The 21,544-nt window shown below is 33.7% G+C and carries 25 protein-coding genes and 1 tRNA gene; 16 read left to right on the forward strand and 10 right to left on the reverse strand.

The window, feature by feature from the left end:
* Positions 1–11: 11 nt before the first annotated feature.
* The 11 genes from EO083_RS00410 (at position 12) to EO083_RS00460 (ending at position 9,295) form a co-directional block, all read left to right on the forward strand.
* Positions 12–1,154: a LamG-like jellyroll fold domain-containing protein gene (locus tag EO083_RS00410; protein WP_126992258.1), complete on the forward strand. Its 1,143-nt coding sequence runs from the start codon at positions 12–14 to the stop codon at positions 1,152–1,154.
* A gap of 27 nt (positions 1,155–1,181) precedes the next feature.
* Entirely contained in the window at positions 1,182–5,075 is a 3,894-nt protein-coding gene (locus tag EO083_RS00415; protein WP_126992259.1) for a phage tail protein, read from the forward strand.
* 30 nt (positions 5,076–5,105) lie between these two features.
* Positions 5,106–5,705: a hypothetical protein gene (locus EO083_RS00420; protein ID WP_126992260.1), complete on the forward strand. Its 600-nt coding sequence runs from the start codon at positions 5,106–5,108 to the stop codon at positions 5,703–5,705.
* Positions 5,706–5,749: 44 nt separating this feature from the next.
* Positions 5,750–6,082, forward strand: coding sequence for a hypothetical protein (locus EO083_RS00425; protein ID WP_126992261.1), 333 nt, complete (start codon positions 5,750–5,752; stop codon positions 6,080–6,082).
* A gap of 145 nt (positions 6,083–6,227) precedes the next feature.
* Positions 6,228–6,773, forward strand: coding sequence for a type II toxin-antitoxin system PemK/MazF family toxin (locus tag EO083_RS00430; RefSeq protein ID WP_126992262.1), 546 nt, complete (start codon positions 6,228–6,230; stop codon positions 6,771–6,773).
* Between the two features lie 198 nt (positions 6,774–6,971).
* Positions 6,972–7,742, forward strand: coding sequence for a metallophosphoesterase (locus tag EO083_RS00435; protein ID WP_126992263.1), 771 nt, complete (start codon positions 6,972–6,974; stop codon positions 7,740–7,742).
* A gap of 4 nt (positions 7,743–7,746) precedes the next feature.
* Positions 7,747–8,016, forward strand: coding sequence for a hypothetical protein (locus EO083_RS00440; RefSeq protein ID WP_126992264.1), 270 nt, complete (start codon positions 7,747–7,749; stop codon positions 8,014–8,016).
* Positions 7,946–8,326, forward strand: a complete 381-nt coding sequence (locus EO083_RS00445) for a FlxA-like family protein (protein WP_241229910.1) — start codon at positions 7,946–7,948, stop codon at positions 8,324–8,326. The genes EO083_RS00440 and EO083_RS00445 overlap by 71 nt, the downstream gene beginning before the upstream one ends.
* A gap of 10 nt (positions 8,327–8,336) precedes the next feature.
* A complete protein-coding gene (locus EO083_RS00450; RefSeq protein WP_126992265.1) occupies positions 8,337–8,534 on the forward strand; it encodes a hypothetical protein in 198 nt (65 codons plus the stop codon).
* Positions 8,527–8,808 carry a hypothetical protein gene (locus EO083_RS00455; protein WP_126992266.1) on the forward strand — a complete coding sequence of 94 codons (282 nt, stop codon included), beginning with the start codon at positions 8,527–8,529 and terminating at the stop codon, positions 8,806–8,808. Before EO083_RS00450 ends, EO083_RS00455 begins: the two co-directional genes overlap by 8 nt.
* Positions 8,809–8,812: 4 nt before the next feature.
* Positions 8,813–9,295: a transglycosylase SLT domain-containing protein gene (locus EO083_RS00460; RefSeq protein ID WP_126992267.1), complete on the forward strand. Its 483-nt coding sequence runs from the start codon at positions 8,813–8,815 to the stop codon at positions 9,293–9,295.
* Between the two features lie 117 nt (positions 9,296–9,412).
* Here the strand turns inward: EO083_RS00460 and EO083_RS00465 are convergent.
* The 3 genes from EO083_RS00465 to EO083_RS00475 all read right to left on the reverse strand — a co-directional run bounded on the left by EO083_RS00465 (position 9,413) and on the right by EO083_RS00475 (position 10,699).
* Positions 9,413–9,489 (reverse strand) — tRNA-Pro (locus EO083_RS00465).
* Between the two features lie 24 nt (positions 9,490–9,513).
* Entirely contained in the window at positions 9,514–10,404 is an 891-nt protein-coding gene (locus tag EO083_RS00470) for a cation diffusion facilitator family transporter (RefSeq protein WP_126992268.1), read from the reverse strand.
* On the reverse strand, positions 10,397–10,699 hold the full coding sequence (locus EO083_RS00475) for an ArsR/SmtB family transcription factor (protein WP_126992269.1): 303 nt from the start codon (positions 10,697–10,699) through the stop codon (positions 10,397–10,399). Before EO083_RS00475 ends, EO083_RS00470 begins: the two co-directional genes overlap by 8 nt.
* Positions 10,700–10,859: 160 nt before the next feature.
* On the opposite strand from EO083_RS00475, the gene purB reads away from it, so the two are divergent.
* On the forward strand, positions 10,860–12,137 hold the full coding sequence (purB, locus tag EO083_RS00480) for an adenylosuccinate lyase (RefSeq protein ID WP_126992270.1): 1,278 nt from the start codon (positions 10,860–10,862) through the stop codon (positions 12,135–12,137).
* 42 nt (positions 12,138–12,179) lie between these two features.
* Here purB and EO083_RS00485 read toward each other — a convergent pair whose 3' ends face one another.
* Both EO083_RS00485 and EO083_RS00490 read right to left on the reverse strand, forming a co-directional pair.
* Positions 12,180–13,283: an ABC transporter ATP-binding protein gene (locus EO083_RS00485; protein ID WP_126992271.1), complete on the reverse strand. Its 1,104-nt coding sequence runs from the start codon at positions 13,281–13,283 to the stop codon at positions 12,180–12,182.
* Between the two features lie 12 nt (positions 13,284–13,295).
* Positions 13,296–13,556 (reverse strand): type II toxin-antitoxin system Phd/YefM family antitoxin, encoded by a 261-nt coding sequence (locus EO083_RS00490; RefSeq protein WP_126992272.1) that lies wholly within the window; start codon positions 13,554–13,556, stop codon positions 13,296–13,298.
* A gap of 144 nt (positions 13,557–13,700) precedes the next feature.
* Here EO083_RS00490 and EO083_RS00495 point away from each other — a divergent pair, with 144 nt between their 5' ends.
* From EO083_RS00495 to EO083_RS00510, 4 genes are all read left to right on the forward strand, one after another.
* Positions 13,701–15,149: a radical SAM/SPASM domain-containing protein gene (locus tag EO083_RS00495; protein ID WP_126992273.1), complete on the forward strand. Its 1,449-nt coding sequence runs from the start codon at positions 13,701–13,703 to the stop codon at positions 15,147–15,149.
* A gap of 40 nt (positions 15,150–15,189) precedes the next feature.
* Positions 15,190–15,744: a TetR/AcrR family transcriptional regulator gene (locus tag EO083_RS00500; protein ID WP_126992274.1), complete on the forward strand. Its 555-nt coding sequence runs from the start codon at positions 15,190–15,192 to the stop codon at positions 15,742–15,744.
* Between the two features lie 73 nt (positions 15,745–15,817).
* Positions 15,818–16,027 (forward strand): 50S ribosomal protein L31, encoded by a 210-nt coding sequence (rpmE, locus tag EO083_RS00505; protein WP_004102224.1) that lies wholly within the window; start codon positions 15,818–15,820, stop codon positions 16,025–16,027.
* A gap of 68 nt (positions 16,028–16,095) precedes the next feature.
* Complete coding sequence (locus EO083_RS00510; RefSeq protein ID WP_126992275.1) at positions 16,096–16,470, forward strand: S1 RNA-binding domain-containing protein; 375 nt, start codon at positions 16,096–16,098, stop codon at positions 16,468–16,470.
* 154 nt (positions 16,471–16,624) lie between these two features.
* On the opposite strand, the gene nuoF (EO083_RS00515) is transcribed toward EO083_RS00510, so the two are convergent.
* The 5 genes from nuoF (EO083_RS00515) to EO083_RS00535 are packed head-to-tail and all read right to left on the reverse strand — an operon-like array spanning position 16,625 to position 21,447.
* Complete coding sequence (gene nuoF / locus EO083_RS00515; RefSeq protein ID WP_126992276.1) at positions 16,625–18,238, reverse strand: NADH-quinone oxidoreductase subunit NuoF; 1,614 nt, start codon at positions 18,236–18,238, stop codon at positions 16,625–16,627.
* Positions 18,235–18,723: an NADH-quinone oxidoreductase subunit NuoE family protein gene (locus EO083_RS00520; protein ID WP_126992277.1), complete on the reverse strand. Its 489-nt coding sequence runs from the start codon at positions 18,721–18,723 to the stop codon at positions 18,235–18,237. Before EO083_RS00520 ends, nuoF (EO083_RS00515) begins: the two co-directional genes overlap by 4 nt.
* Before the next feature lie 28 nt (positions 18,724–18,751).
* Entirely contained in the window at positions 18,752–20,560 is a 1,809-nt protein-coding gene (nuoF, locus tag EO083_RS00525) for an NADH-quinone oxidoreductase subunit NuoF (RefSeq protein WP_126992535.1), read from the reverse strand.
* Positions 20,561–20,575: 15 nt separating this feature from the next.
* Positions 20,576–20,953 (reverse strand): (2Fe-2S) ferredoxin domain-containing protein, encoded by a 378-nt coding sequence (locus EO083_RS00530; RefSeq protein WP_126992278.1) that lies wholly within the window; start codon positions 20,951–20,953, stop codon positions 20,576–20,578.
* Positions 20,954–20,955: 2 nt separating this feature from the next.
* Positions 20,956–21,447 (reverse strand): NADH-quinone oxidoreductase subunit NuoE family protein, encoded by a 492-nt coding sequence (locus EO083_RS00535; RefSeq protein ID WP_184618609.1) that lies wholly within the window; start codon positions 21,445–21,447, stop codon positions 20,956–20,958.
* Positions 21,448–21,544: the final 97 nt, after the last annotated feature.

The raw sequence follows: 21,544 nt of genomic DNA on the forward strand, positions 1-21,544 counted from the left end.
AGGTGATATAAATGGCGTTATATAAAAAGCCATACGGTTTAATATACAACGACGACGGTTCTTTGTGTGTGACGCTTAGAGAAGATGATACACCTTTTGCTGGTGCAAAGAGTTTTGCAGTGGAAGAGGGGACAACCAACCTTGCAAACAATCCAACATTTACTGGTACTGTTGGGACTACACCAACAGGTTGGAATGCTGATGTCCAAATTGCACAAGATGTTTTTTTTGGTCAGACCATAAATGTTGCTGAATTAAAGTGCGAAGCAGGTAATCCGTACGAAGATTTTGGCACATTGATAGATTATTCTTTAAATTATGACACAGAATATACGATATCCTTCTATATGCGAGGCACCATTGAATTAGAATTTTCCCTAAGCCTAAGTCGTGGGATAGCATCTTATGAATGGATAGAAAAACCTCCAATTTCTTTAGATTGGCAACGTTATGTGTTAAAAATCACGACAGCAAGTAGTGGAACGATTTATCCATTTTGGTGGTATATTCCAAATGAGAATGATGCAAATGTTGGCGAGTGGGTTCACATTGCGTATATACAGCTTGAACAAAAACCCTTTGCAACATCGTTTGTAGATGGTGCGAGGCCAGATGGTATATTAAGAGTGTTAAGTGATGCACTTGTAAAAAGTTTTTCACAAACGGGCGTTGTTTTCGATGCTTGGTTTAAAAGAAACAAAGTTGTTGAAGCATCTGATAAGTTTAGACTTTTTTCGTGCACAGAAAGCGGTGGATTTAATATTGAAAAATATGCTAACTATGATATTAGGTTGTCTATAAACGATGGTGGAAGTTATAAATTAGTTTATTTAAACAACCAGACATTTCTCAACGATTTGAACTGGCATTTTGTTGTTTTTACCTATGATGCTACAAACAAAATTGCAAAAGTTTACATAGATGGTGTGATGGATGTTTCGGCAACACTTTTAAGTGGGTTGTATTTTAACAACAGTATAAGGTATCAGTTTGCAATAGGGCATGAATATCCCACAGGCAATTTGTTTAACGGTTTAATAGCAGCACCACACATAGCCGAATACAACCCCAACATCTGGACAGATTCATACATTCAAGAGCTTTATAATGCTAAAAAGCCGTTTAGCTTGCCGCCACGTATGCCTATAGTTTAATATCTATAATACAAGAAGGTGATAAATATGTTTCCACCACTAAATGTAGACACAAGTTATCAGGAATATTACAGGCACCCTACAAGCTACAAACGGGTGCTATTTTTTGCAAAAATAGATGGGATTAATTGGTATGACTTAAGTGATTATGTATTAAAAGTACGCACAAGCAATAGAATTGAACTTCTTGAAGCCCCTGCAATAGATTCAGCGGTAATTACTGTAAAGAATGAAAACAATGCATTTACACCAACGCAATACAATGACGTTTTTGACCCCGCAAATGGCAAACTTAACGGGACCCCTGATAATGATTATTTAAACAAAACTTGGGAAGTTAAATTATTGGTTGAAGTTGATAATGGTACATCAACTATACAGGTACCTATATTCTATGGCTGGAAACCCGCAAACGCAATAAAAGAAAAACATAAAACAGCAGATATAGAACTCAAAGACCTTTTATGGATAGCTACGCAAAAGAAACCAACTAACCCTTTGCTTTATACAAGCTATACTCCAGACCAAATAATAAACGATATTTTAGTTAATCGAATAGGTTTAGATGCAAGTTATTTAGATTTACAGGCTCTTACAACTACTTGGAAAGTATTTATTGCTGACAATAACAAAACATGGTGGCAGATACTTCAGGAAATAGTAGAGGCTACAGGCGGGAAGCTTACATGCACTCCAGATGGAAAAATATCATTTAGAACACGAATTGAAAACTACACAGAGCCAGCAACAGCGGTTACTATAACAGCTGATAATATAAAGAACTATAGTATAAATAACAAAAGGCAGTATAACCAAATAAAGGTACAATCCGAAGGATATGAGATAGGTTCAGCTCCAGAGTATGTGATAGACCACGAATTACAAGGCGATGCAAGTATACTAAAGGCTGGAACACAAGGTACATTCGAGCTTGAATACACAAGCGAATATATAAAAGACCCTGATACAACAGTATATATAACTTACTATCTAAATGATACTCCAGTAGGAACTGATGTTGCGTTCAACGCTGGAAGTGATGATGGAAATATCAGATTAGATGAATTAAATGCATATCCAGACAAGTTGGTTTTAAAGATTACAAATCTTGCTACCTCAGTTGATTACACTATAAAACACGTAAAATTTTCTGCAACACCTATAAAGAAAAAAACAGAACTTACTGTAACGAAACCAAATCAAACAACAGAGCCAGATTCAGAACGTTCATTTACTTCATTTTATTCAGCCGAAGCTATGCTCTCTAATGTAGCAGATGCCGTGTACGAAGAAACCACAAAGAATATAAAATTTGAACTTCAGTTAAACGAATTTTATCCAGATATATTTGCAGGAAATCTTATCGTATTACAACTACCACCAAAAGGCATTTCTACAGGTAAGTTCTTAGTTTACAGCATAGAGCATGCACTTGAAGCAAGAAAATTCAGAACTACCATAAACATAATTGAATGGTCTGATGTAGTTTTCAGTATAGATGACAAAACAATTATTAAGGCTACTTCAGATGTGCAAATACCAAAGAATATAACAGATTTAGAGCAACAAATACAAACAGTTAATGGGGATGTGCAAGATTTACAAACACAGGTTAATACAATAGACAATCGAACAAACTACATAGATGGTTCAGCTCCAGCTACACCAACAGGACTTGCTCTTGCAACAATAAACGAAAATGGATTAAGTTTTGTAACAGCTTCTTGGAATGCAAATACCGAAAGCGATTTACTTGGATACGAACTTGCTTGGAGTTATGATGGCATCAATTGGAATTATATTACTACTTCTGATACGTTAGTAAAATTCGAAGTGCCAGGCAATATGAAAATTTATGTAAAAGTAAGAGCTTATGATGCAGAAAGCAAGAAATCAAATTGGGCCACAACACAGAGCATAACAAGTGCAAAAGATACAACACCGCCTGCAACACCAACAGGTTTAACTGCAACAGGATTGTTTCAAAAAGTGATGTTAGGATGGAACGAAAACACAGAGTCCGATTTAGATGGTTACGAAGTACAAGTTGCAACTGATTCTGGTTTTACACAAAATGTGCAGACTTTTAGAGTAAATGCTACAACGTATACTTTTGCAGGAAATTCAAATACAACTTATTACTTTAGAATTAGAGCCGTTGACAAGAGTGGAAACAAAAGTAATTGGACATCATCTGTTAGTGCAACGACAACAAAGGTCTACGACGCAGATTTAGAAAGTCAAACATTAAACAATACTGTTAACGACTTAAATGCTTTGTCTAATACTGTCGACAATGTGGAAAATTTTGCACGCCAGACCACATTTGTGTTAAATAGCAATTTCGAAGACGCAAAAGGGCAAGGTTCGCTTGATGGTTGGCACACGTGGGCTGGTAGCGGGCATATTGAACAGGTAACAGATGGTATTGGTGGCAAATACGCAGCGACGAACGACGATGGGCAAGTATGGTGGGCATATTCGAGCAGGGTGCCGATAGACCCAAACAATACATATATCGTGGAGTGTTATGCAAGAACAATCAGTGGAAATAATGGCGCATTTTACTTGGCTGTAGTTTTGTTCGATATAAATGGCAACAACATTAGTGGAGACGGAACATGGTGGTATTATCCAGCAAAAGCAGTTGTTCCGCCTTCAACTTGGACAAAATACACAGGTTTGTTTGGTGCAGGAACAAGCAAGCCGTTTCCGTCGAATGCGAGATACATGTCTGTCGGATTTATTCTTAATTACAATTATGGTAACAGAAAAATGCAGGTGCAACAACCACGAATAAGGCTTGTAATGGATAGTGCGTACATTAAAGATGCAGCTATTACCTCAGCTAAGATAAGTAGCGCAGCAATACAAGAAACACATATTCAAGATGCCGCGATAAGCACAGCTAAGATTAAAGACGCTGCAATAACAAATGCTAAAATCGGTGATTTGGCTGTTGACAATTCGAAAATAGCAAATGTAGACGCAGGCAAAATAACAACAGGCTATTTATCAGCCGACAGAATACAAGCAGGAAGTTTAACTTCAGACAAACTGGTTGCTCAGCCTGCTAACGCACTTCCTGAAGGAACAATAGCTTATTGGTTAGATTCTTTGGTGGACGTCGTTAATGGCATCGTGCCAGACGGATACACAGAAGTAAACTTGGCTCCAAGCGTAACACTTACACCAGACAATGCTCCAGAAGGAAGCGTTGTTGGTGATTTGCTGGCAGGAAACAAAATATACGCAGGTAAGAGCATACAAGTTGGGAATAAAGTGTTTATTGAAAACACATCGTCCGACAAGGGACAGATAAGAGTAAACAGTGGTGGAGTAGATATTGTAAAAATTGGAGAAGATGCATTAGGAACGGGGCAAGATGGTATATATATAAACGCGGGCAACTTAAAAGTTAACGGTGAAATTGATACAAGTTATTTAATGCTAAATAAAAGTGCTATTATTGACACAAGCGAATATAAAACACTTGGCAGTGAATCGTCAAAACACTTGGGATTTAATTTATCACCAACTTGGTATTATTCTGAATCAGAACATATAACTACATTGTTACAATCTAAACAACTAATTGCAGCTCATGGTGCTAAAATTTATTACGATAATATACCCGTTAAACTTAAAATAGACATAACTTTATCTACCATGCTTGGCTCTATTAAAGGATATTATGAGCTATACTATGATGATTTGCTTATATATAAAAGCCCTACAAAGGGTTTTGCTGATTATTTAAATTTTAATGATGAATTTGACTTTTACTCTATGGTAACACCGTCGCCAGGGAAAACGTTATTTATAGGATTTTATTATTACCCATATTCGTCATCTAATGATATTTATTTAAATTGGTCAATACAAGTTCCGAAAACATATTTTATAGTCCATGCTATTTAATCATGTTATAATTTTTTTGGAGGTGATAAATTGAAATTTAAAATTATATTGGCAATCTTAGCAATTGTAATAATATTTAATAGCTGTGCTTTATATTCTGAGCACCCAGAAGTTAAAGTTAGCATTCAAAATATTAATTATAATTCGGTAACTTTAACATGGGCATATTCAGATAATATTTCTCGGCATACAAAGATAACATTAAAAACGCACGAAAATGAATATTTGACTACTTTTTATGCAACCGATACTTTAACAATTGAAAATCTAAATCCTGGAGACAAATATTTTTTAATTTTTTCTGCTGTCAATGAAAGTATAGCATCGACTGCAATGTATTTAACCACTCCTAGATTAAATGATACGGTTGCACCAACGCTTACAAATATTAATGTTTCAACAGTACAAGCTCAAGTTGATGTCATTGACGTTCCATCTGGAATTAAAGAGGTCTATATAGTTATTACCAATGGCTTAGAATATTATAAACTTAACATGAATTATAAATATCCTAATCATTGGTCAATAAATTACACATTACCACATAGAGGTGTTTGGAATTGGGAAATCAAATGCATTGATAAATCGTTAAATATAGCTTCAGCAACTGGTGAAGTAACAGTACCGTAAAAACATACTAATAAATTAAATAATCGAAAAAGGGGGTGCTTCTTATGGTATTTTCGGCACAAAAACCAGCAAGAATAGTAATTCTTTCAACTCGAGATGATATCAACAATGGCACCGTAACAGTTAAATACGCATTCCGTTTTGGTATAACCGAAGCAACACATACAGAAACGGCATACAACGAAGAAACTGGAAAACCAATAGAGCAAACAATAAACGGGTGGCAATACGAAGAGATTATAAAAGAACAAACATTTCCACTGTTGCACAAACCAATAATCCCACAAATATTAGAGCTTTATTATCAGGCGGAGATACCACCGTTAGAACAAAACTTAAAGCTAGCTCGAATAGAGATTCCCAAAGAAATAGAATAACATTGACCTTTTTAAATCGATTTTAAGGCGTGTTTCATAAGGTAAGATGTGAATTTATATCTGAATAGGTAAAACCTATCATAACGGCTGGCTGGCGAAACAAATGATGTGTTATAATAATGATTGTTGATAAAGACTTCAAGGAGTGATTTTTATACAAACTCTTTCAAATGAATTAAAAAAATATATTGTAGAATTCTGGAAACAAGTTAAGAACTTATTTAATGTTTATAGCGACAAACAACTTATCTCTTTATTTAAATGGTTAAATTATTTTATTGAAAAACTTAATTACGAACATACATATGAACCTGGAAAACTACCTAGCTTTAAAAGAGGTGATATAGTTTGGGTAAATTTGGGACATAATATTGGTTCTGAGCTTGGAGGACGCCGACCAGTAGTTATATTAGAAGCAGAAAATAATAAAAAAGATAAAAACATTGTAATTGCTCCAATAAGAAGTTATAATTCAAAAGGTCCTAAAAAAATATTTGAAGGATTAGTTTATGTCGGCAAACATGAAATTTTAACAAAACATAGTTATGTCGATCTTAAACATATTAGAAGTATTAGTAAAATGCGTATTTATAGACAGAATAATAAAATAATACAAGGAAGGTTGCCAAATGAAATTTTAGATGAAATCGATCAAAAATTAATTAAACTTTTTACCAAAACTAATACTTGACAAAATTAATTTTTGGAGTAGAATAAAATTGAAATAACAAAAACTGTGCCCATAGCGGCCCAAAATTTGTTGAAAATTGCCCATAGCGGCCCAGCGGCTGGGAAACCCCCAGTCGCTTTTTGTTATGCTTAGAAAATTGAATAAAGATAAATAAGCCCTCATAACGAGGGCTTTTTTTATGCCGAAAGGGGGTTTCAGATGCAAATTGCAACTTATGAATTTGAGAATGATTTTATTGATATTCTACCCTTGGGAGATTTACATATTGGTTCAGAAGAAAGTAATTATAAACAAGCTTTAAAATTATTAGAAGAATTTCCAGGAACCAAAATAATATTCTTAGGAGACTTAATAGATAACGCAATTATAAATTCATTAGGAGATGTATATTCTCAAACAGAAAATCCACATGATGCATTCCAGGAAGTTTTAAGCTTTCTTAGAAAGTATAGAAATAGAATTCTAGGAATAGTAGGTGGAAATCACGAACGGCGTACCTGGAAAAAAGTAGGAGTCGATCCAATAAGATTATTTGCCGACGAACTTGGAATTCCATATGCTGATGATTTATTGATCCTAGATATAGGAATCAAGAACCACCAAACTTACAGAGGAAGTAAGAAAAGAACGCACTATGCAATAGCTTGTCATCACGGAGCAAGTGGAGGACGGTTTCCAGAAAAGAGTATGAGGCAGCACAGATATTTTCAATCTATGGTTGCGAATGTAGATATATACATTACCGGACACACACACGTTCCACAAACAAGTATGACGGCGGTATATGAATATGACCCAAGAAACAAAAACATAACAATAAGAAACATGCAACACATCACAATTCCAGCATGGACCGAAGAAAAGTATGCGAGGCAAAAGCTCTTAGCTCCGAGTGCTGAAACTGTTTTGATTCTCAGACTGTATGGTTCAAGAGTAAAGCACCACGAAGTGTTAATGCAAACGAGGTGATGTTATGAAAAAAGTGTGGGAATTCTTAAAGAAATTCTGGTGGTTAATCTTGGCAGTCCTTGGTTTTGTTGCAGGACTTTCTTTTAGAAAAGGTAAAAAAAATCCCGATGTTGAACTTCTGAAGGAACAACGCAAAGACTTACAAAAGGAAGAAGAAGAGCTTAAGAAAGAGCAGGAAAGGTTAGAGAGGGAGGCGAAGGAAATTGAAAAAAAGCGTTATTTTAATGATCCTGTTGATGCTGCTAAGTATCTCAATGATGAGCTTCGCAAATGAAAATGAATATATGTTTATAAAACAAGCCACAGATGGAAGATTTTACATGGAAGAGAATACAGTAATAGAACTTGCCAATTACATTAAACAATTAAAAGAATTAAATAACAACTACCTTGCACAAATAGAAAATCTAAAAAAACAAATAGCAAACTTGGAAAAACAAATTTCTAATTTAGAAGAACAAGTAGCAATACTAAGCGACGAAAAAAGAAAACTTGAACACTTGTTAAAAGCAGAAAAGCTTAAATCCTGGACGGTAGTAGCTGTAATTGTATTAGGTGCAACAGCAATATTTTTCATAAAGTGAGGTGAAATTTATGAAATTAAAAAGCAGAAAACTTTGGCTTGCATTAATTCTAATGGTTTTATTTACTGTACTTGTTTGGATTGGGAAACTTGGAGAAGAAAATTATATAAATGCAATGCTTTGGCTTTATGGCGTTTACTCTGGTGCAAATGTGCTAACAAAATTTACATTTAAACAAGATCCAGAAAGTAGTGATAAGCATGAGTGAAATCGACGTAAAAATAGCAAAGCACGAAGAACAAATAAAATCAGTTCAAGACGACATAAAAGAAATAAAAGAATCTATTAAAGAAATAAACAAAAAACTTAATGGCTATTTAGAAAACAGGATAGAAACAAAAGTAAGGACTATGGATTCTTTTTTTGAAAACATAATAAATAAAACAATCGAAAGAAGGATGGGAAAATGGATGATAGGCTTTGCTTTGTCTGTAATTGCCACATGGATAGTTGGAATGCTTACAGGAAAGTATTGGTGGTGATAATATGCGAAATGTTCTAGAAGAAATAGTAGAAGAAGTTTGCAAAGAATTAAATTTAGACCCTAAATTAGTTAAAGCAATAATTTCTACAGAAAGTGACTGGGAACCAAAATCAGATAGTGGCATTGCAAGAGGTTTAATGGGTGTTTCTAAAATAGCCTTAGAAGATATTAATAATCGTTACAAATTAAATTACACCTACGAAGATATGTATAAACCTAAGCCAAATATAGTTGTTGGGTGCTTGTATTTAAAATGGCTTTTGAATTACTTTAAAACACGTTATCCTTTAAATCCTTTTTATTTAATTTACGCATTAATGGCTTATAATTGGGGAATCGGCAACGTTAGAAGGTGGTTAGAAGAAGTGCCGTTTGATAATAGCAAGATAGACGAATCGGTAGAGCAAGAAACAAAAAACTATCTTACAAACATTAGCAAGTGGTATAAGTACTTTTGCAACGACAAACAACCCCTCCTTAAATAAAACATTAGCCCCCTATAAAAGGGGGGCATTTTTTTGGTCTGCCTTAATTTACACAATCGTAACGTACTTAAAGTACCATAAAAACGTGTTTTCTTACAACCCCGTGGTTTACAATGATGGTCTGGGCGGTGGGACTTGAACCCACGACCTCCAGATCCCGATTCTGGCGTTCTAGCCAACTGAACTACGCCCAGATTCTATTTGATATTTTAACATAGTTAATCTTTTTCTTCAATACAGATATCGTCACAATATTCAGATTCTATTTGTATTGTAGAATGTGAAATACCATTTTTATTTAGAATATCTTTAACCTCTTTTAAGTATTTATCATAGTCTTTTCCTACAACTTTTATGTGAGATTCAATAAAAAGATTATTACCGTCAAGAGACCATATATGAGTATGATGCATATCTTTGACGAATGGCAAAGATTCAATTTTATCTTTAATATTTTCAAGGTTAACACCATCAGGCACAGCCTGCATAGTTATTGTTATGGCATCTTTTAAAATGTGAAGTGATTCAATAATTATATAGGCAGAGATTAAGAAAGTTATTATAGGATCTAAAATATATAAATTGTAAAATTGCATTATATGACCAGTTATTATTATGGCAATTGAAGATAATAGATCACTTAAAATATGGAGAAAAGAAGATTTAAGATTTAGGTTTTCTTTACTATGTGAAAAGAGTAAAATTGCAGTAAGTAAGTTTCCGGCAAGTCCAATATATGCAATAATAAGCATTATATTTGTATTAATTTCAGTAGGTTGAATGATTTTTCTAATACCTTCAACAATTAATGAAAAAGAAATAGCAAGAAGTATAGTTGTATTAATTATTGCAGCAATTGTTTCAGCACGTTTATAACCATATGTGAATTTTAAATCTCTTGGTTTTTTAGAAATTTTCCTTGCAAAGTAGCTTGTTAGAAGCGCGCCTGTATCACTTAAGTTATGTAATGCATCTGAAACTAGAGCAAGACTTCCTGAGATTATTCCTCCAAATATTTCCGATAGTGTAATTGCAAGATTAAAGAAAACGGAAAATAGTAATTTTACTCCAACAATGTCTGAATTTCCATGATGGTCATGACTATGCATTATTGCTACCTCCTTTAAATTCTTCAAGATGTTCAAGTGCAAAATTAATGATTGTTTTTACATGCTCATCATAAAGTTTGTAGTATACTCTCCTTCCGACTTTAGAATATTTTACTAGGTTAGTTTGTCTTAAAATACGTAATTGATGAGAAACCGTAGATTGTGTAGTGTTCAAAAGTTCTTGTAGTTCTGAAACACTACATTCCTTTTTTGAAAGCGCAATCAGGATTTTTAATCTTGTTTGATCAGATAAAATTTTAAAAAATTCAGAAAGTTGGTATATAGATTCATCCATAGAACTCCTCCTTTAGTTATAATTAATTGTATATATGTATAATTGTGCATATATATTATATACTAAACAATAATTTTTGTAAAGGTTAACTTCCATTTTTCATTTTTTTTGAATTTGAATGGTATACTTTAGGTGTAAAATGCTGTGCGGGGGTGAAAAAATGGTTGAAAGATACGCGCTAGAGCCACTTAAAAGTCATTGGACGTTGGAAAGTCAGTATAAAAGGTGGCTTGAGGTTGAACTTGCTGTTATTAGAGCATATGAGGAACTTAAAATAGCACCAAAGGGTACATATGAAAGAGCCAAGAAAAATTCATATCTAAATGTAGAAGAAATACTTGAAACTGAAAAGGTAGTAGATCATGATGTAATAGCTTTTATTAAAGTTGCCACATCAAAAATGGGCGATGAATCAAGGTACTTTCATTTTGGACTTACATCCTCTGATGTAGTGGATACTGCAAATAGTTTAGCACTTTTAAGGGCTACAAGATATATATACGATGAACTTGAAAAACTGCGTGAAATTTTATTAAAGAAAGCATTTGAATATAAAAAATTGCCAACAATAGGAAGAACTCATGGAGTTCATGCTGAACCAACTTCTTTTGGTTTAAAATATCTTTCATGGGCAGCAGAGATTGAAAGAAATATAGAAAGACTAAAAAGTGCTATGGATGAAATTTCCGTAGGTAAATTATCAGGTGCTGTAGGAAATTATGCAAATATTGATCCCGAAGTTGAAAAACTTGCACTTTCTTATCTTTCTCTAAAGCCTATTAAAGTAGCAACTCAAGTAATTCCAAGAGATATTCATGCAAATTTAATAAATGTATTTGCATTAATTGCAGGTGCTATAGAAAGAATAGCGGTGGAAATTAGACATCTTCAAAAGACAGAAACATTGGAAGTACAAGAACCTTTCAAAAAAGGTCAGAGAGGCTCATCAGCTATGCCGCATAAGAAGAACCCAATACTCTGTGAAAGGCTTACGGGGATGTCAAGAGTGATTAGGAGTTATGTAAATAGTGCGTTGGAAAATATTGTTCTATGGCATGAGAGAGATATTTCTCACTCATCTGTTGAAAGATACATGTTTCCTGATATTACAATGACCTTATTTTATATGTTAAAAAAAGCAATTTATCTAATTGAAAACTTAACAGTTTTTGAAGATAATGTAGTTGGAAATATTGATAAAACAAAAGGATTAGTTTATTCACAGAGAGTTCTTTTAAAGTTAGTTGAAAAGGGCTATACAAGAGAAGAAGCATATAAAGAAGTACAACAAATAGCATTAAAATGCTGGGAAAATAAGAGTTCATTTAGAGATGAAGTAAAAAACTATTTTAAATTTTCACAGGAAGAAATTGATGAAATATTTAATCCTGAGTATTATTTGAGGAATGTAGATGTAATTTATGAAAGATTTGAATAGCAAAATCCCCGGTTTTAACACCGGGGATTGTTTGATTAGTTATTATAATATTGCTTTACCTGTTTCTTTATCAAATACGTGCATTGTATTCATATCAAATACCAAGTCAATTTCTTGTTCCTCTTTTGCCTCGGTTTTAGGATCAACAACTGCAACTAATTTATCTTCGCCTGCTACAAGGTGTAATATAGTTTCACTACCAAGTGGTTCAACTACATCAACTTTAGCTCTTGCAGTATTTTCTCCTTCTTTTGGTAGCATAGCAAACATCTTATCATAAATATTCTCAGGTCTAATTCCAAAGATAATGTCTTTATCAATATATTTTTCAAGAGTTTCTTCAAATTGAGATGGTACTTTGAGTCTTAATCCGCTTGATTTAATCCATAGGCCATTTTCTCTAATAATTTTTGCATTAACAAAATTCATAGCAGGGCTACCGATAAATCCAGCAACAAATGTGTTTGCTGGCTTGTTGTAAATTTCGTGTGGTGAACCTATTTGTTGAATTACACCATCTTTCATAACTATAATTTTGTCAGCCATTGTCATAGCTTCAATTTGGTCGTGAGTAACGTAAACAATAGTTGCTCCGAGTCTATGGTGCAGTTTTTTTAATTCGGATCTCATTTGAGTTCTCAATTTTGCATCAAGGTTAGATAGAGGTTCGTCAAATAAGAAAACTTTTGGATTTCTTACTATAGCCCTACCAACAGCAACTCTTTGTCTTTGACCACCAGAAAGTTGCCTTGGTTTTCTATCAAGATATTCTTCAATTCCCAAAATTTTTGCAGCTTCTTTTACTCTTCTATCAATTTCATCTTTAGGAACTTTTCTTAGCTTTAAACCAAATGCCATATTATCATATACTGTCATGTGTGGGTAAAGTGCATAATTTTGGAAAACCATAGCAATATCTCTATCTTTTGGTTCAACATCATTCATAACTTTACCATCAATTTTTAATGTACCTTTTGTAATTTCTTCAAGCCCTGCAATCATTCTCAAAGTGGTAGTTTTTCCACAACCAGATGGACCTAGGAGCACTACAAATTCCTTGTCTTCTATTGTGAATGTTGCATCCTTTACGGCTTCTACTTTGCCATCATAGATCTTCCATACGTGTTCTAACTCAACTTTTGCCATCTTTTACACCTCCTAATCATTATCAGAAAAAAGATCATTTATATTTAAATCTTTAAATTTTGAGGGATCACCTATTTCAAGTAAGTATAATTCCCATACATTTTCTAAGAAATTTACTATCTTTTCAAATTTATCGAAGTCTATGATTACAGAAACAGGTTTTCCGTTTTTGGTTATAATTACATTATTTTCACGGGATTCATCTATTGCTTTTGAAAATTTTGCTTTTGCTTCGGCAATGCTATAGTAAATATTTTTGTTTTTTAAATTCAAAAGGAACCCCTCCTTGACTATAATTATAGTCATTTTTTAAAAAAAGAAGAACATAAAACGAAATTGTTACCTTAAAGAAACAAAAAATTAAGAAAATAGGTGTAAAATTTGACTGAACGGTCAATAAAAATTGGAGGTGTTAGGATGGCTGTAGGCGGAATAAAAGGTATGATTTATAGGCAAGCGGGGAAAATGATTAACTCATTTGTGAGAAAAGCAGATACTCAATCTTTTGCAAAGTTATTGTTTACAGTAGGAGCTTTGAGTAAAGAACCTGCAAAAAGTGGTTTGAAAAAGTTAGGATTAATGGCTCAAGAAGAACATCCTATGATCAAAAAGTGGATAGAGATTTTCCAAAAGTCAAGCCCAAAGTGTACTGAAAAGATTATCAACAACCTTATTATTAATGAATGGGCAATTGGCGAACCTTTGAGACAAAAAAACATGGAAAAGGAAAAAGTTGTTCTTCCAAAACTTGGAGTTATAAGTCCTACATATGCATGTAATTTGAATTGTATTGGATGTTATGCAGGACTTTATGGAAGAAAATACGAGCTTTCTAAAGAAGAAGTAAGAAGTGTATTAAAACAAGGCGAAGAACTTGGAATTTTCTTCTGGATTATTACTGGTGGAGAACCTTTCTATTGGCCACACCTTCTTGAAATATTAGAGGAATTTGATCAACACTACTTTATGATTTACTCCAATGGAATTTTGATTAATGAAGAAAAAGCTAAAAAATTGTCAGAACTTGGAAATGCTACTATAGCAATTTCAGTTGAAGGATTTGAGGAAGAAACAGATTGGAGAAGAGGAAAAGGTGTATTCAATGCAATTCAAAATACTTGGGAAAGACTTAGAAGATATGGTGTACCATTTGGAGCAAGTGTTACCGCTACTAGAAAGAATCACGATGTTATAATGAAAGATGAATTCTGGGATTTTCTTGCTGAAAATGGTGTAGCATATGCATGGGTATTCCAATTCATGCCAGTTGGTATGAATCCAACTATGGATCTTGTACCAACTCCAAAACAAAGATACGAGAGATTCTTTAAAACAGATGAAGTAAGATTAAGTGGAAGATTTGCATTTGTTGCAGATTTTTGGAACCACGGTTTCTTAACACATGGATGTTTATCAGCTGGTTCAAAATACTTTCACGTGAATGCAAAGGGTTATGTTGAACCATGTGTTTTCCAACAATTTGCAAAAGATAGTATAAGAGAAAAAACATTGCTTGAAATATTTAAATCTCCATTCTTTGAAGCATATAAGAGGATGATTCCATTCTCTAATAATCTTTTCAGACCATGTCCAATTATTGATAATCCAAAAGTATTTAGAGCAATGGTAAAACATTTTGATGCAATTCCACAACATGAAGGATCAGAAAAAGTAATTACTGAATTAGCACCTGAGATAGATAAACTTGCCGAAGAATGGAAACAATATGCAGATAAACTGTGGTACGAACATGGTTATGTCGAAAGATACCCTGTAAATAGAGGAATTTACAACTATGAGACAAGAATGAAGAGATATGCAAATAAAGAAGAAGCACTCAAAGTTGATAAAAAGTTAGAATTATAATTCATGCGGGGAATATTCCCCGCATTTAAGAGGTGTATTAATGGCAAGGAAAAATACGAAGGGATTGATTTTAGAAGCTGCTAAAAAAGCGTTTTCAGAAAAAGGATATGATGCTGTAAGCATTGATGAAATCGCACAGCTTGCAGGTGTGCGAAAATCTTTAATTTATTATTACTTCCCAAGTAAAGAAGCACTTTTTGAAGAAGTGTGGATTAAATCTATTGAAGAGTTGGAAAACGAATTATTTGGAGTGGAAGAGAATGACTCTTCATATGTTGCAAGGATAAAAAATTTCTTGAAAAGGTATATTGATTTTTTGACAAGTAAGAAAGCAATTTCTGATCTTTTACGACGTGAGAAGACAAAGGTTATTGATCAAGAAAATTGGAAAAATGCTAGGGAAAAATATGAAAGTTTTTTGGGAAAGATTGAAAGTTTGATAGTTGAAGGTAAGAAGAAAAGAATAATTAATGAAGAAGTAGATCCAAAAGCTGCTACAGATATGATTGCAAGTGTTGATTCGTTACCAAGAAAAGGATTGTTAAAATCAGTGGAAAATATGTTAATAAAAATTTTACTTAAAGATAATACGTAAGCTTTACATAAATGATTTATGTGGTATAATACTAATGATAAAAATGATAAAATAACTAGGAGAGGTGAGTAAATTGAAAAAGGGAATTCACCCAGAGATGAAATTGATAACAGTAAAATGTGCTTGTGGAGCAGAACACAAATTTTACAGTGCAAAAGAAAATGTAAGAATTGATGTTTGTTCAAGTTGCCACCCATTCTACAAAGGTGCAGGCGCAGCAGGAATGATAGTTGATACAGAAGGAAGAATTGAAAAGTTCAAGAAAAAATATAATTTGGATTAATGTAATTATAATGCGGGGAGCATTAGCTCCCAAATTATTTTTTTAAACCATAGGGAGGTTTTGCGTGTATGGAAGTTGGGCAAGTAGTAAAGGGAAAAGTAGTGGAGATACTAAAGTTTGGAGCTAACGTTGAGCTAGAGGATGGAGAAAAGGCGTTTGTACATATTTCAAAGATTGCACCTACATATGTTAAGGCAGTGAGCGATCACTTATCAGTTGGACAAGAAGTTGAAGGTAAAATTGTAGGAAAAACTAGAGATGGGAAATGGGAATTAACTCTAAAAGATGCTTCAGCTAACAGCAGTGAAGGAAAAAGTGAGGAAAAGAAAGTAAACAATGATTTTGAAAAAAAGCTTGCAAAGTTTATGAAAGATAGTGATAGAAAGCTTTCTGAATACAGAAGAAGACTTGATAAAAAAAGAGGTAAAAAAGAAAGAAGATAAATAAAGACGCCCACTTTTAGTAGTGGGCGTTTTGTTTTTATTAACATTTAAAACTTTTTGTATGATATGTGTAAAAACAATTTTTAATCTTATTTTTTAAATAACATGGCTTCGAATACTCGAAGCCATGCATTATTTTGAAATGAATCTTATTTTAGATGGTTAATTTTCTTGATTTTTTCTTTTCGACTTTCTTACATAGGTTAGCTGGACAGACATTATCAATTATATGCATTTCAAACTCTTCTTTAAAGTTATTTATTAATGAAAGTAATGGCACGGGGAAGCTTTGACCCAAACCACACAAAGCTGCTTCTTTTGCTACATTTGATATTTCAATCAAGTGTTCTAAATCATCCATAGTTGCTTCAAATTTTGACATTTTTTCAAGAATTTCTACTGCAATTTTTGTTCCTTCTCTACAAGGTGTACATTTTCCACATGACTCATGCCTGAAAAATTCCATTACGTTTTTAGCAATATCAACAACACAATGTGAATCATTAACACCTAGTATGACTCCAGAGCCAAGGCTTACACCGTATTTTGCGAATGAATCATAATCAAGTGGAACATCTAATTTGCTCTCATCTATAAAGGTACCGGCAATTCCGCCAGTTTGTACCATTTTAAGTTTGCCACCAGAAATTCCACCAGCATATATTAGAAGTTCCTTTACGGTAACACCCATTGGTAGTTCAACAATTCCTCTATTATTTAAATTACCTGCAAAACAGAACACCTTAGTTCCAGGTGAATTTTCTGTTCCAATTTGCTTGAACCATTCAGCGCCATTAAGAATTATTTGTGGTACATTGGCAAGAGTTTCTACATTATTAATTACCGTTGGTTTTCCAAATAACCCCTTTTGAGGTGGAAATGGGGGTTTTAACCTAGGTCTTCCAGCATGCCCTTCAATTGATTCAAGCAATGCAGTTTCTTCTCCACAAATGTATGCACCTGCACCTAGACGTATTGAAAGATCAAAATTAAAACCGCTATTGAGTATGTTTTCACCTAAAAATCCATATTCGTATGCATCATTTATAGCCTTTTTAACATTTTCAATGGAACCATAGTATTCTCCTCTAATGTAGATATAACCTTTTGTTGCACCAACAGCATAGCCAGCAATTATCATTGCTTCAATAACGCTATGAGGGTCACCTTCCATTATTAATCTATCTTTATACGTTCCTGGTTCACCTTCATCGGCGTTACAAACAATGTACTTTTGATCTGCATCTGTTTTATATGCAAATTCCCACTTTAATCCGGTTGGAAAACCTGCTCCTCCTCTTCCTCTAAGTCCACTTTCTTTAATTTCATTGATTATTTCTTCAGGTTTCATTGATAATGCCTTTGCGAGTGCAAAATAACCGTCATTTGCAATATATTCATCAATGTTTTTTGGATCAATTTTTCCAATGTTTCTAGTAACTATCTTATACTCTTTTGTAATGCTTTCTTTTTTAGATATTAGTTCGTTTGGTGATATTTCAAGATCAAGGACTTTTCTACCCTTTAATATGTGTTCTTCAAATACTTTCTTTACATCGGATATTGAACTAACGCTGTAATAAACATTATCTGGCATGATTGCAACTGTAACTCCTGAGTAATTTCCCATGGTTCCAGTTTCTAAAACTTCAACCAAATTAGATAGATTAAATTCTTCGATTAGATTTTTAAAAACTTTGACAAATTCTTTTGCACCTAACAGAATACTATTACTGTCAACTGATACAAGGATTGTTATTGGCTTCATAAAGTTTCACCCCCTTTGAGATTGTTAATAATTTCTCTGACTTTTTGGGGGGTGAGATCACCATAATATTCATTGTTAATCATAATAACTGGGGAAACACCGCACAGTCCCAAACATCCAGATTCTTCCAGTGTAAAAAGACCATCACTTGTTGTTTGATTAAAGTCGATCTTTAATTCTTCTTTTAATGTGTTTATAATTTCTCTTCCATTTGCAACATGGCAAGGTAGACTTGTACATACTCTTATTACATATTTTCCTCTTTTTTTGATTGAAAACATCGAATAAAAAGTTAATACCTCATATATCTTTGAAGTTGGTATTTTTAATTCTTCACTGACGACTTCAGCAGCATATTCTGGTATATAGTTGTTTTCAATCTTTTCTTGGATTTTATGCAAAATATATATCAAAATATCTTGTTCTTCCAAACGCTCATTTTTAGCTTCTTGAACTATTTTTTTAATTTCTTCCTTTGCGAGCATAAAGCGCGACCCCCTTTATCCCAAAATTTTATTGCACAGCAGGAGTTACTTTACTAATTGCCCCAAATCTACATACTTCAATACAGCTTCCACATTTTACACAAGCATCCTGATCAATTTCGTGAACTTTTTTGACTTCTCCGTTGATAGCATTTACTGGACATACTCTAGCACATGCTGTACAACCAACACATTTTTCAGGATTGATTACATAGCTAATTAAATCTTTACATTTCTTTGCCGGACAAGTTTTGTCTCTGACATGTGCAAGATACTCATCTTTATAATACCTAAGAGTTGATAGAACTGGATTTGGTGCAGTTTGTCCAAGACCACAGAGTGATGAATCTTTGATTACATTGGCAAGATTTTCTAATATTTCTATGTCTTCTTCAGTTCCTTCACCTTTTGTTATTTTATCCAAGATTTCATACATTTTCTTTGTTCCTTCTCTACAAGGTGTACATTTTCCACATGATTCATCAACGGTAAACTCGAGGAAAAATTTTGCAACGTCAACCATACAATCGTCTTCATCAAGGACTATCATACCACCAGAACCAACTATTGCACCAAGTTGTTGTAATGATTCATAATCTACTGGAGTGTCAAAATATTCTTCTGGTATAACACCACCGCTTGGTCCACCAGTTTGAACTGCTTTAATTTTTTTACCAGTTGGTGATCCACCACCAATTTCATATATTAATTCTCTTAAAGTGATCCCCATTGGAACTTCAACAAGTCCGGTATTTTTAACCTTACCTGCTAATGCAAAGACCTTAGTTCCTGGAGATTTTTCAGTTCCCCATTGTCTAAACCATTGAGGCCCATGATATATAATTGGTGGAACACAAGCAAGGGTTTCAACGTTGTTTATATTACTTGGTTTTCCCCAAAGCCCTTTTTGTGCTGGGAATGGTGGTTTAACTCTTGGTTGACCTCTTTTTCCTTCAATTGAATGCATTAAAGCTGTTTCTTCACCACATACAAAAGCACCAGCACCAATTCTAATTTCTATATCAAATGAGAAATCTGTTCCAAGGATATTTTCACCTAAAAAGCCATATTCTCTAGCTTGATTTAATGCTACTGTAAGTCTTTCAATTGCAATTGGGTATTCAGCTCTAACGTAAACAAATCCTTTTGTAGCACCAATTGCATATGCAGCGATTGTCATTGCTTCAATTATTGAATGAGGATCTCCTTCAAGGATTGACCTATCCATGAATGCGCCTGGGTCACCTTCATCGGCGTTACAGATCATATATTTTTCATCACCTGGTGATTTTCTTGCAAATTCCCATTTTAGTCCTGTTGGAAAGCCAGCTCCACCTCTACCTCTAAGACCACTTTCCTTTACAACTTCAATTACTTGTTCTGGTGTCATCTCTTTTAAGGCTTTGTGAAGCGCAAAATAACCGTCGCGTGCGATGTATTCATCTATATTTAAAGGATCTATAATACCGACATTTCTTGTAGCAACTTTAACCTGTCTTGAAAAGAATGGGATCTCTTTTTGTGGTTGTGGAACTATTTTTCCCTTATCACCTTTGTATAAATATTCTTCTACTACTCTTCCTTTAAGTAGGTGTTCTTCAACGATTTTTTCAGCTGCTTCAGGAGTTAATTTTTGATAGTAAACACCTTCTGGATGAATTACCATAATTGGACCTAAACTACATGCACCCATACAACCAGTCTCGACAATATTTATTGTATCTTGAAGATTGTATTCTTTTATCTTTCTTTCGAGAACATCTTTTACACTTTCTTCACCAGCGGAAATACAAGCACCACCAGCACAAATAAGTATTGTATTGGTAGTTAAAGGCATTATTTTCAAACCTCCTTATTCTTCTCCTCTTTTTACTATTAATTCTCCAACTTGTTCTCCTGCAACAATATGGGATTTAATTATCCTCTTTGCATTTTCTGGAGTAACGTGTCCATATATTACTGGAACTTCACCATCAAGTTCAACCTTTATTGTTGGTTCAACTTCACAAAGTCCCATACAACCAGATTGAACAACTGATATATCATCTATATTTAGCTCACTTAATGTTTCAACAATTGCTTTTAAAGTATCTTTAGCACCGGCAGCAATTCCACAAGTCCCCATTGCAACTATTATTCTTCCTCTTTTTCCTTCTTCACGCATTTTTACATTTTTTAATGTATTTTCTTTGATTTTCATAAGTTCTTCTAAACTTTTTATTTTACCCATTATTACCCCTCCCCTTTGTACTTTTTAATTATCCCTGGAACCATGTCAGGTGTAACTTTTCCATAGAAATCTTTTTCACCAACAAGTACAACAGGTGCCATACTACATGCACCAAGGCATCTTACGCCATGAACTGAAAATTTACCATCCTTTGTGACTTCTGATTCTTCAACACCGAGTTCACTTAAGAACCTTTCCATGACTCTGTCACCGCCTTTGACGTAACAGGCCGTTCCAAGACAAATTTTTATTTGGTGTTTTCCTTTTGGTTTTGTGGAAAAGAAATTATAGAATGTTACAACACCGTAGACTACTGAAGGAGGAATGTTGAGTTTTTTAGCAACATGGTCTTGAACTTCTTGGGGAAGCCAGCCGAAAAGTTCCTGTGCTTTGTGGAGAACATTAATTAAAATACCTTTTTTTCCTTTTAGTTCCTCAATATAAGCATCCAGCTCTTTGTAGAGCTCGACATGTTTTTCACAAACTGCCAACATGGCCACCTCCTATTTTATAATACCATCCCAACATTATTATATCACTAAAAGTAAAAAATTTCACTTTTAAAATGTTATATTTAGAATAACAATTTTT

Source organism: Thermosipho globiformans, assembly GCF_003990895.1.
GTDB lineage: Bacteria > Thermotogota > Thermotogae > Thermotogales > Fervidobacteriaceae > Thermosipho > Thermosipho japonicus.

Coding starts and splice junctions, on each gene's coding strand:
- EO083_RS00485 (WP_126992271.1), bottom strand. CDS start 13,283: ATGGCAAAAGTTGAGTTAGAACACGTATGGAAGATCTATGATGGCAAA.
- EO083_RS00440 (WP_126992264.1), top strand. CDS start 7,747: ATGAAAAAAGTGTGGGAATTCTTAAAGAAATTCTGGTGGTTAATCTTG.
- EO083_RS00460 (WP_126992267.1), top strand. CDS start 8,813: ATGCGAAATGTTCTAGAAGAAATAGTAGAAGAAGTTTGCAAAGAATTA.
- EO083_RS00530 (WP_126992278.1), bottom strand. CDS start 20,953: ATGGGTAAAATAAAAAGTTTAGAAGAACTTATGAAAATCAAAGAAAAT.
- nuoF (WP_126992535.1), bottom strand. CDS start 20,560: ATGCCTTTAACTACCAATACAATACTTATTTGTGCTGGTGGTGCTTGT.
- EO083_RS00495 (WP_126992273.1), top strand. CDS start 13,701: ATGGCTGTAGGCGGAATAAAAGGTATGATTTATAGGCAAGCGGGGAAA.
- EO083_RS00470 (WP_126992268.1), bottom strand. CDS start 10,404: ATGCATAGTCATGACCATCATGGAAATTCAGACATTGTTGGAGTAAAA.
- EO083_RS00425 (WP_126992261.1), top strand. CDS start 5,750: ATGGTATTTTCGGCACAAAAACCAGCAAGAATAGTAATTCTTTCAACT.
- EO083_RS00415 (WP_126992259.1), top strand. CDS start 1,182: ATGTTTCCACCACTAAATGTAGACACAAGTTATCAGGAATATTACAGG.
- EO083_RS00510 (WP_126992275.1), top strand. CDS start 16,096: ATGGAAGTTGGGCAAGTAGTAAAGGGAAAAGTAGTGGAGATACTAAAG.
- EO083_RS00410 (WP_126992258.1), top strand. CDS start 12: ATGGCGTTATATAAAAAGCCATACGGTTTAATATACAACGACGACGGT.
- EO083_RS00435 (WP_126992263.1), top strand. CDS start 6,972: ATGCAAATTGCAACTTATGAATTTGAGAATGATTTTATTGATATTCTA.
- EO083_RS00450 (WP_126992265.1), top strand. CDS start 8,337: ATGAAATTAAAAAGCAGAAAACTTTGGCTTGCATTAATTCTAATGGTT.
- EO083_RS00535 (WP_184618609.1), bottom strand. CDS start 21,447: ATGTTGGCAGTTTGTGAAAAACATGTCGAGCTCTACAAAGAGCTGGAT.
- EO083_RS00475 (WP_126992269.1), bottom strand. CDS start 10,699: ATGGATGAATCTATATACCAACTTTCTGAATTTTTTAAAATTTTATCT.
- EO083_RS00500 (WP_126992274.1), top strand. CDS start 15,190: ATGGCAAGGAAAAATACGAAGGGATTGATTTTAGAAGCTGCTAAAAAA.
- nuoF (WP_126992276.1), bottom strand. CDS start 18,238: ATGAAGCCAATAACAATCCTTGTATCAGTTGACAGTAATAGTATTCTG.
- EO083_RS00455 (WP_126992266.1), top strand. CDS start 8,527: ATGAGTGAAATCGACGTAAAAATAGCAAAGCACGAAGAACAAATAAAA.
- EO083_RS00520 (WP_126992277.1), bottom strand. CDS start 18,723: ATGCTCGCAAAGGAAGAAATTAAAAAAATAGTTCAAGAAGCTAAAAAT.
- purB (WP_126992270.1), top strand. CDS start 10,860: ATGGTTGAAAGATACGCGCTAGAGCCACTTAAAAGTCATTGGACGTTG.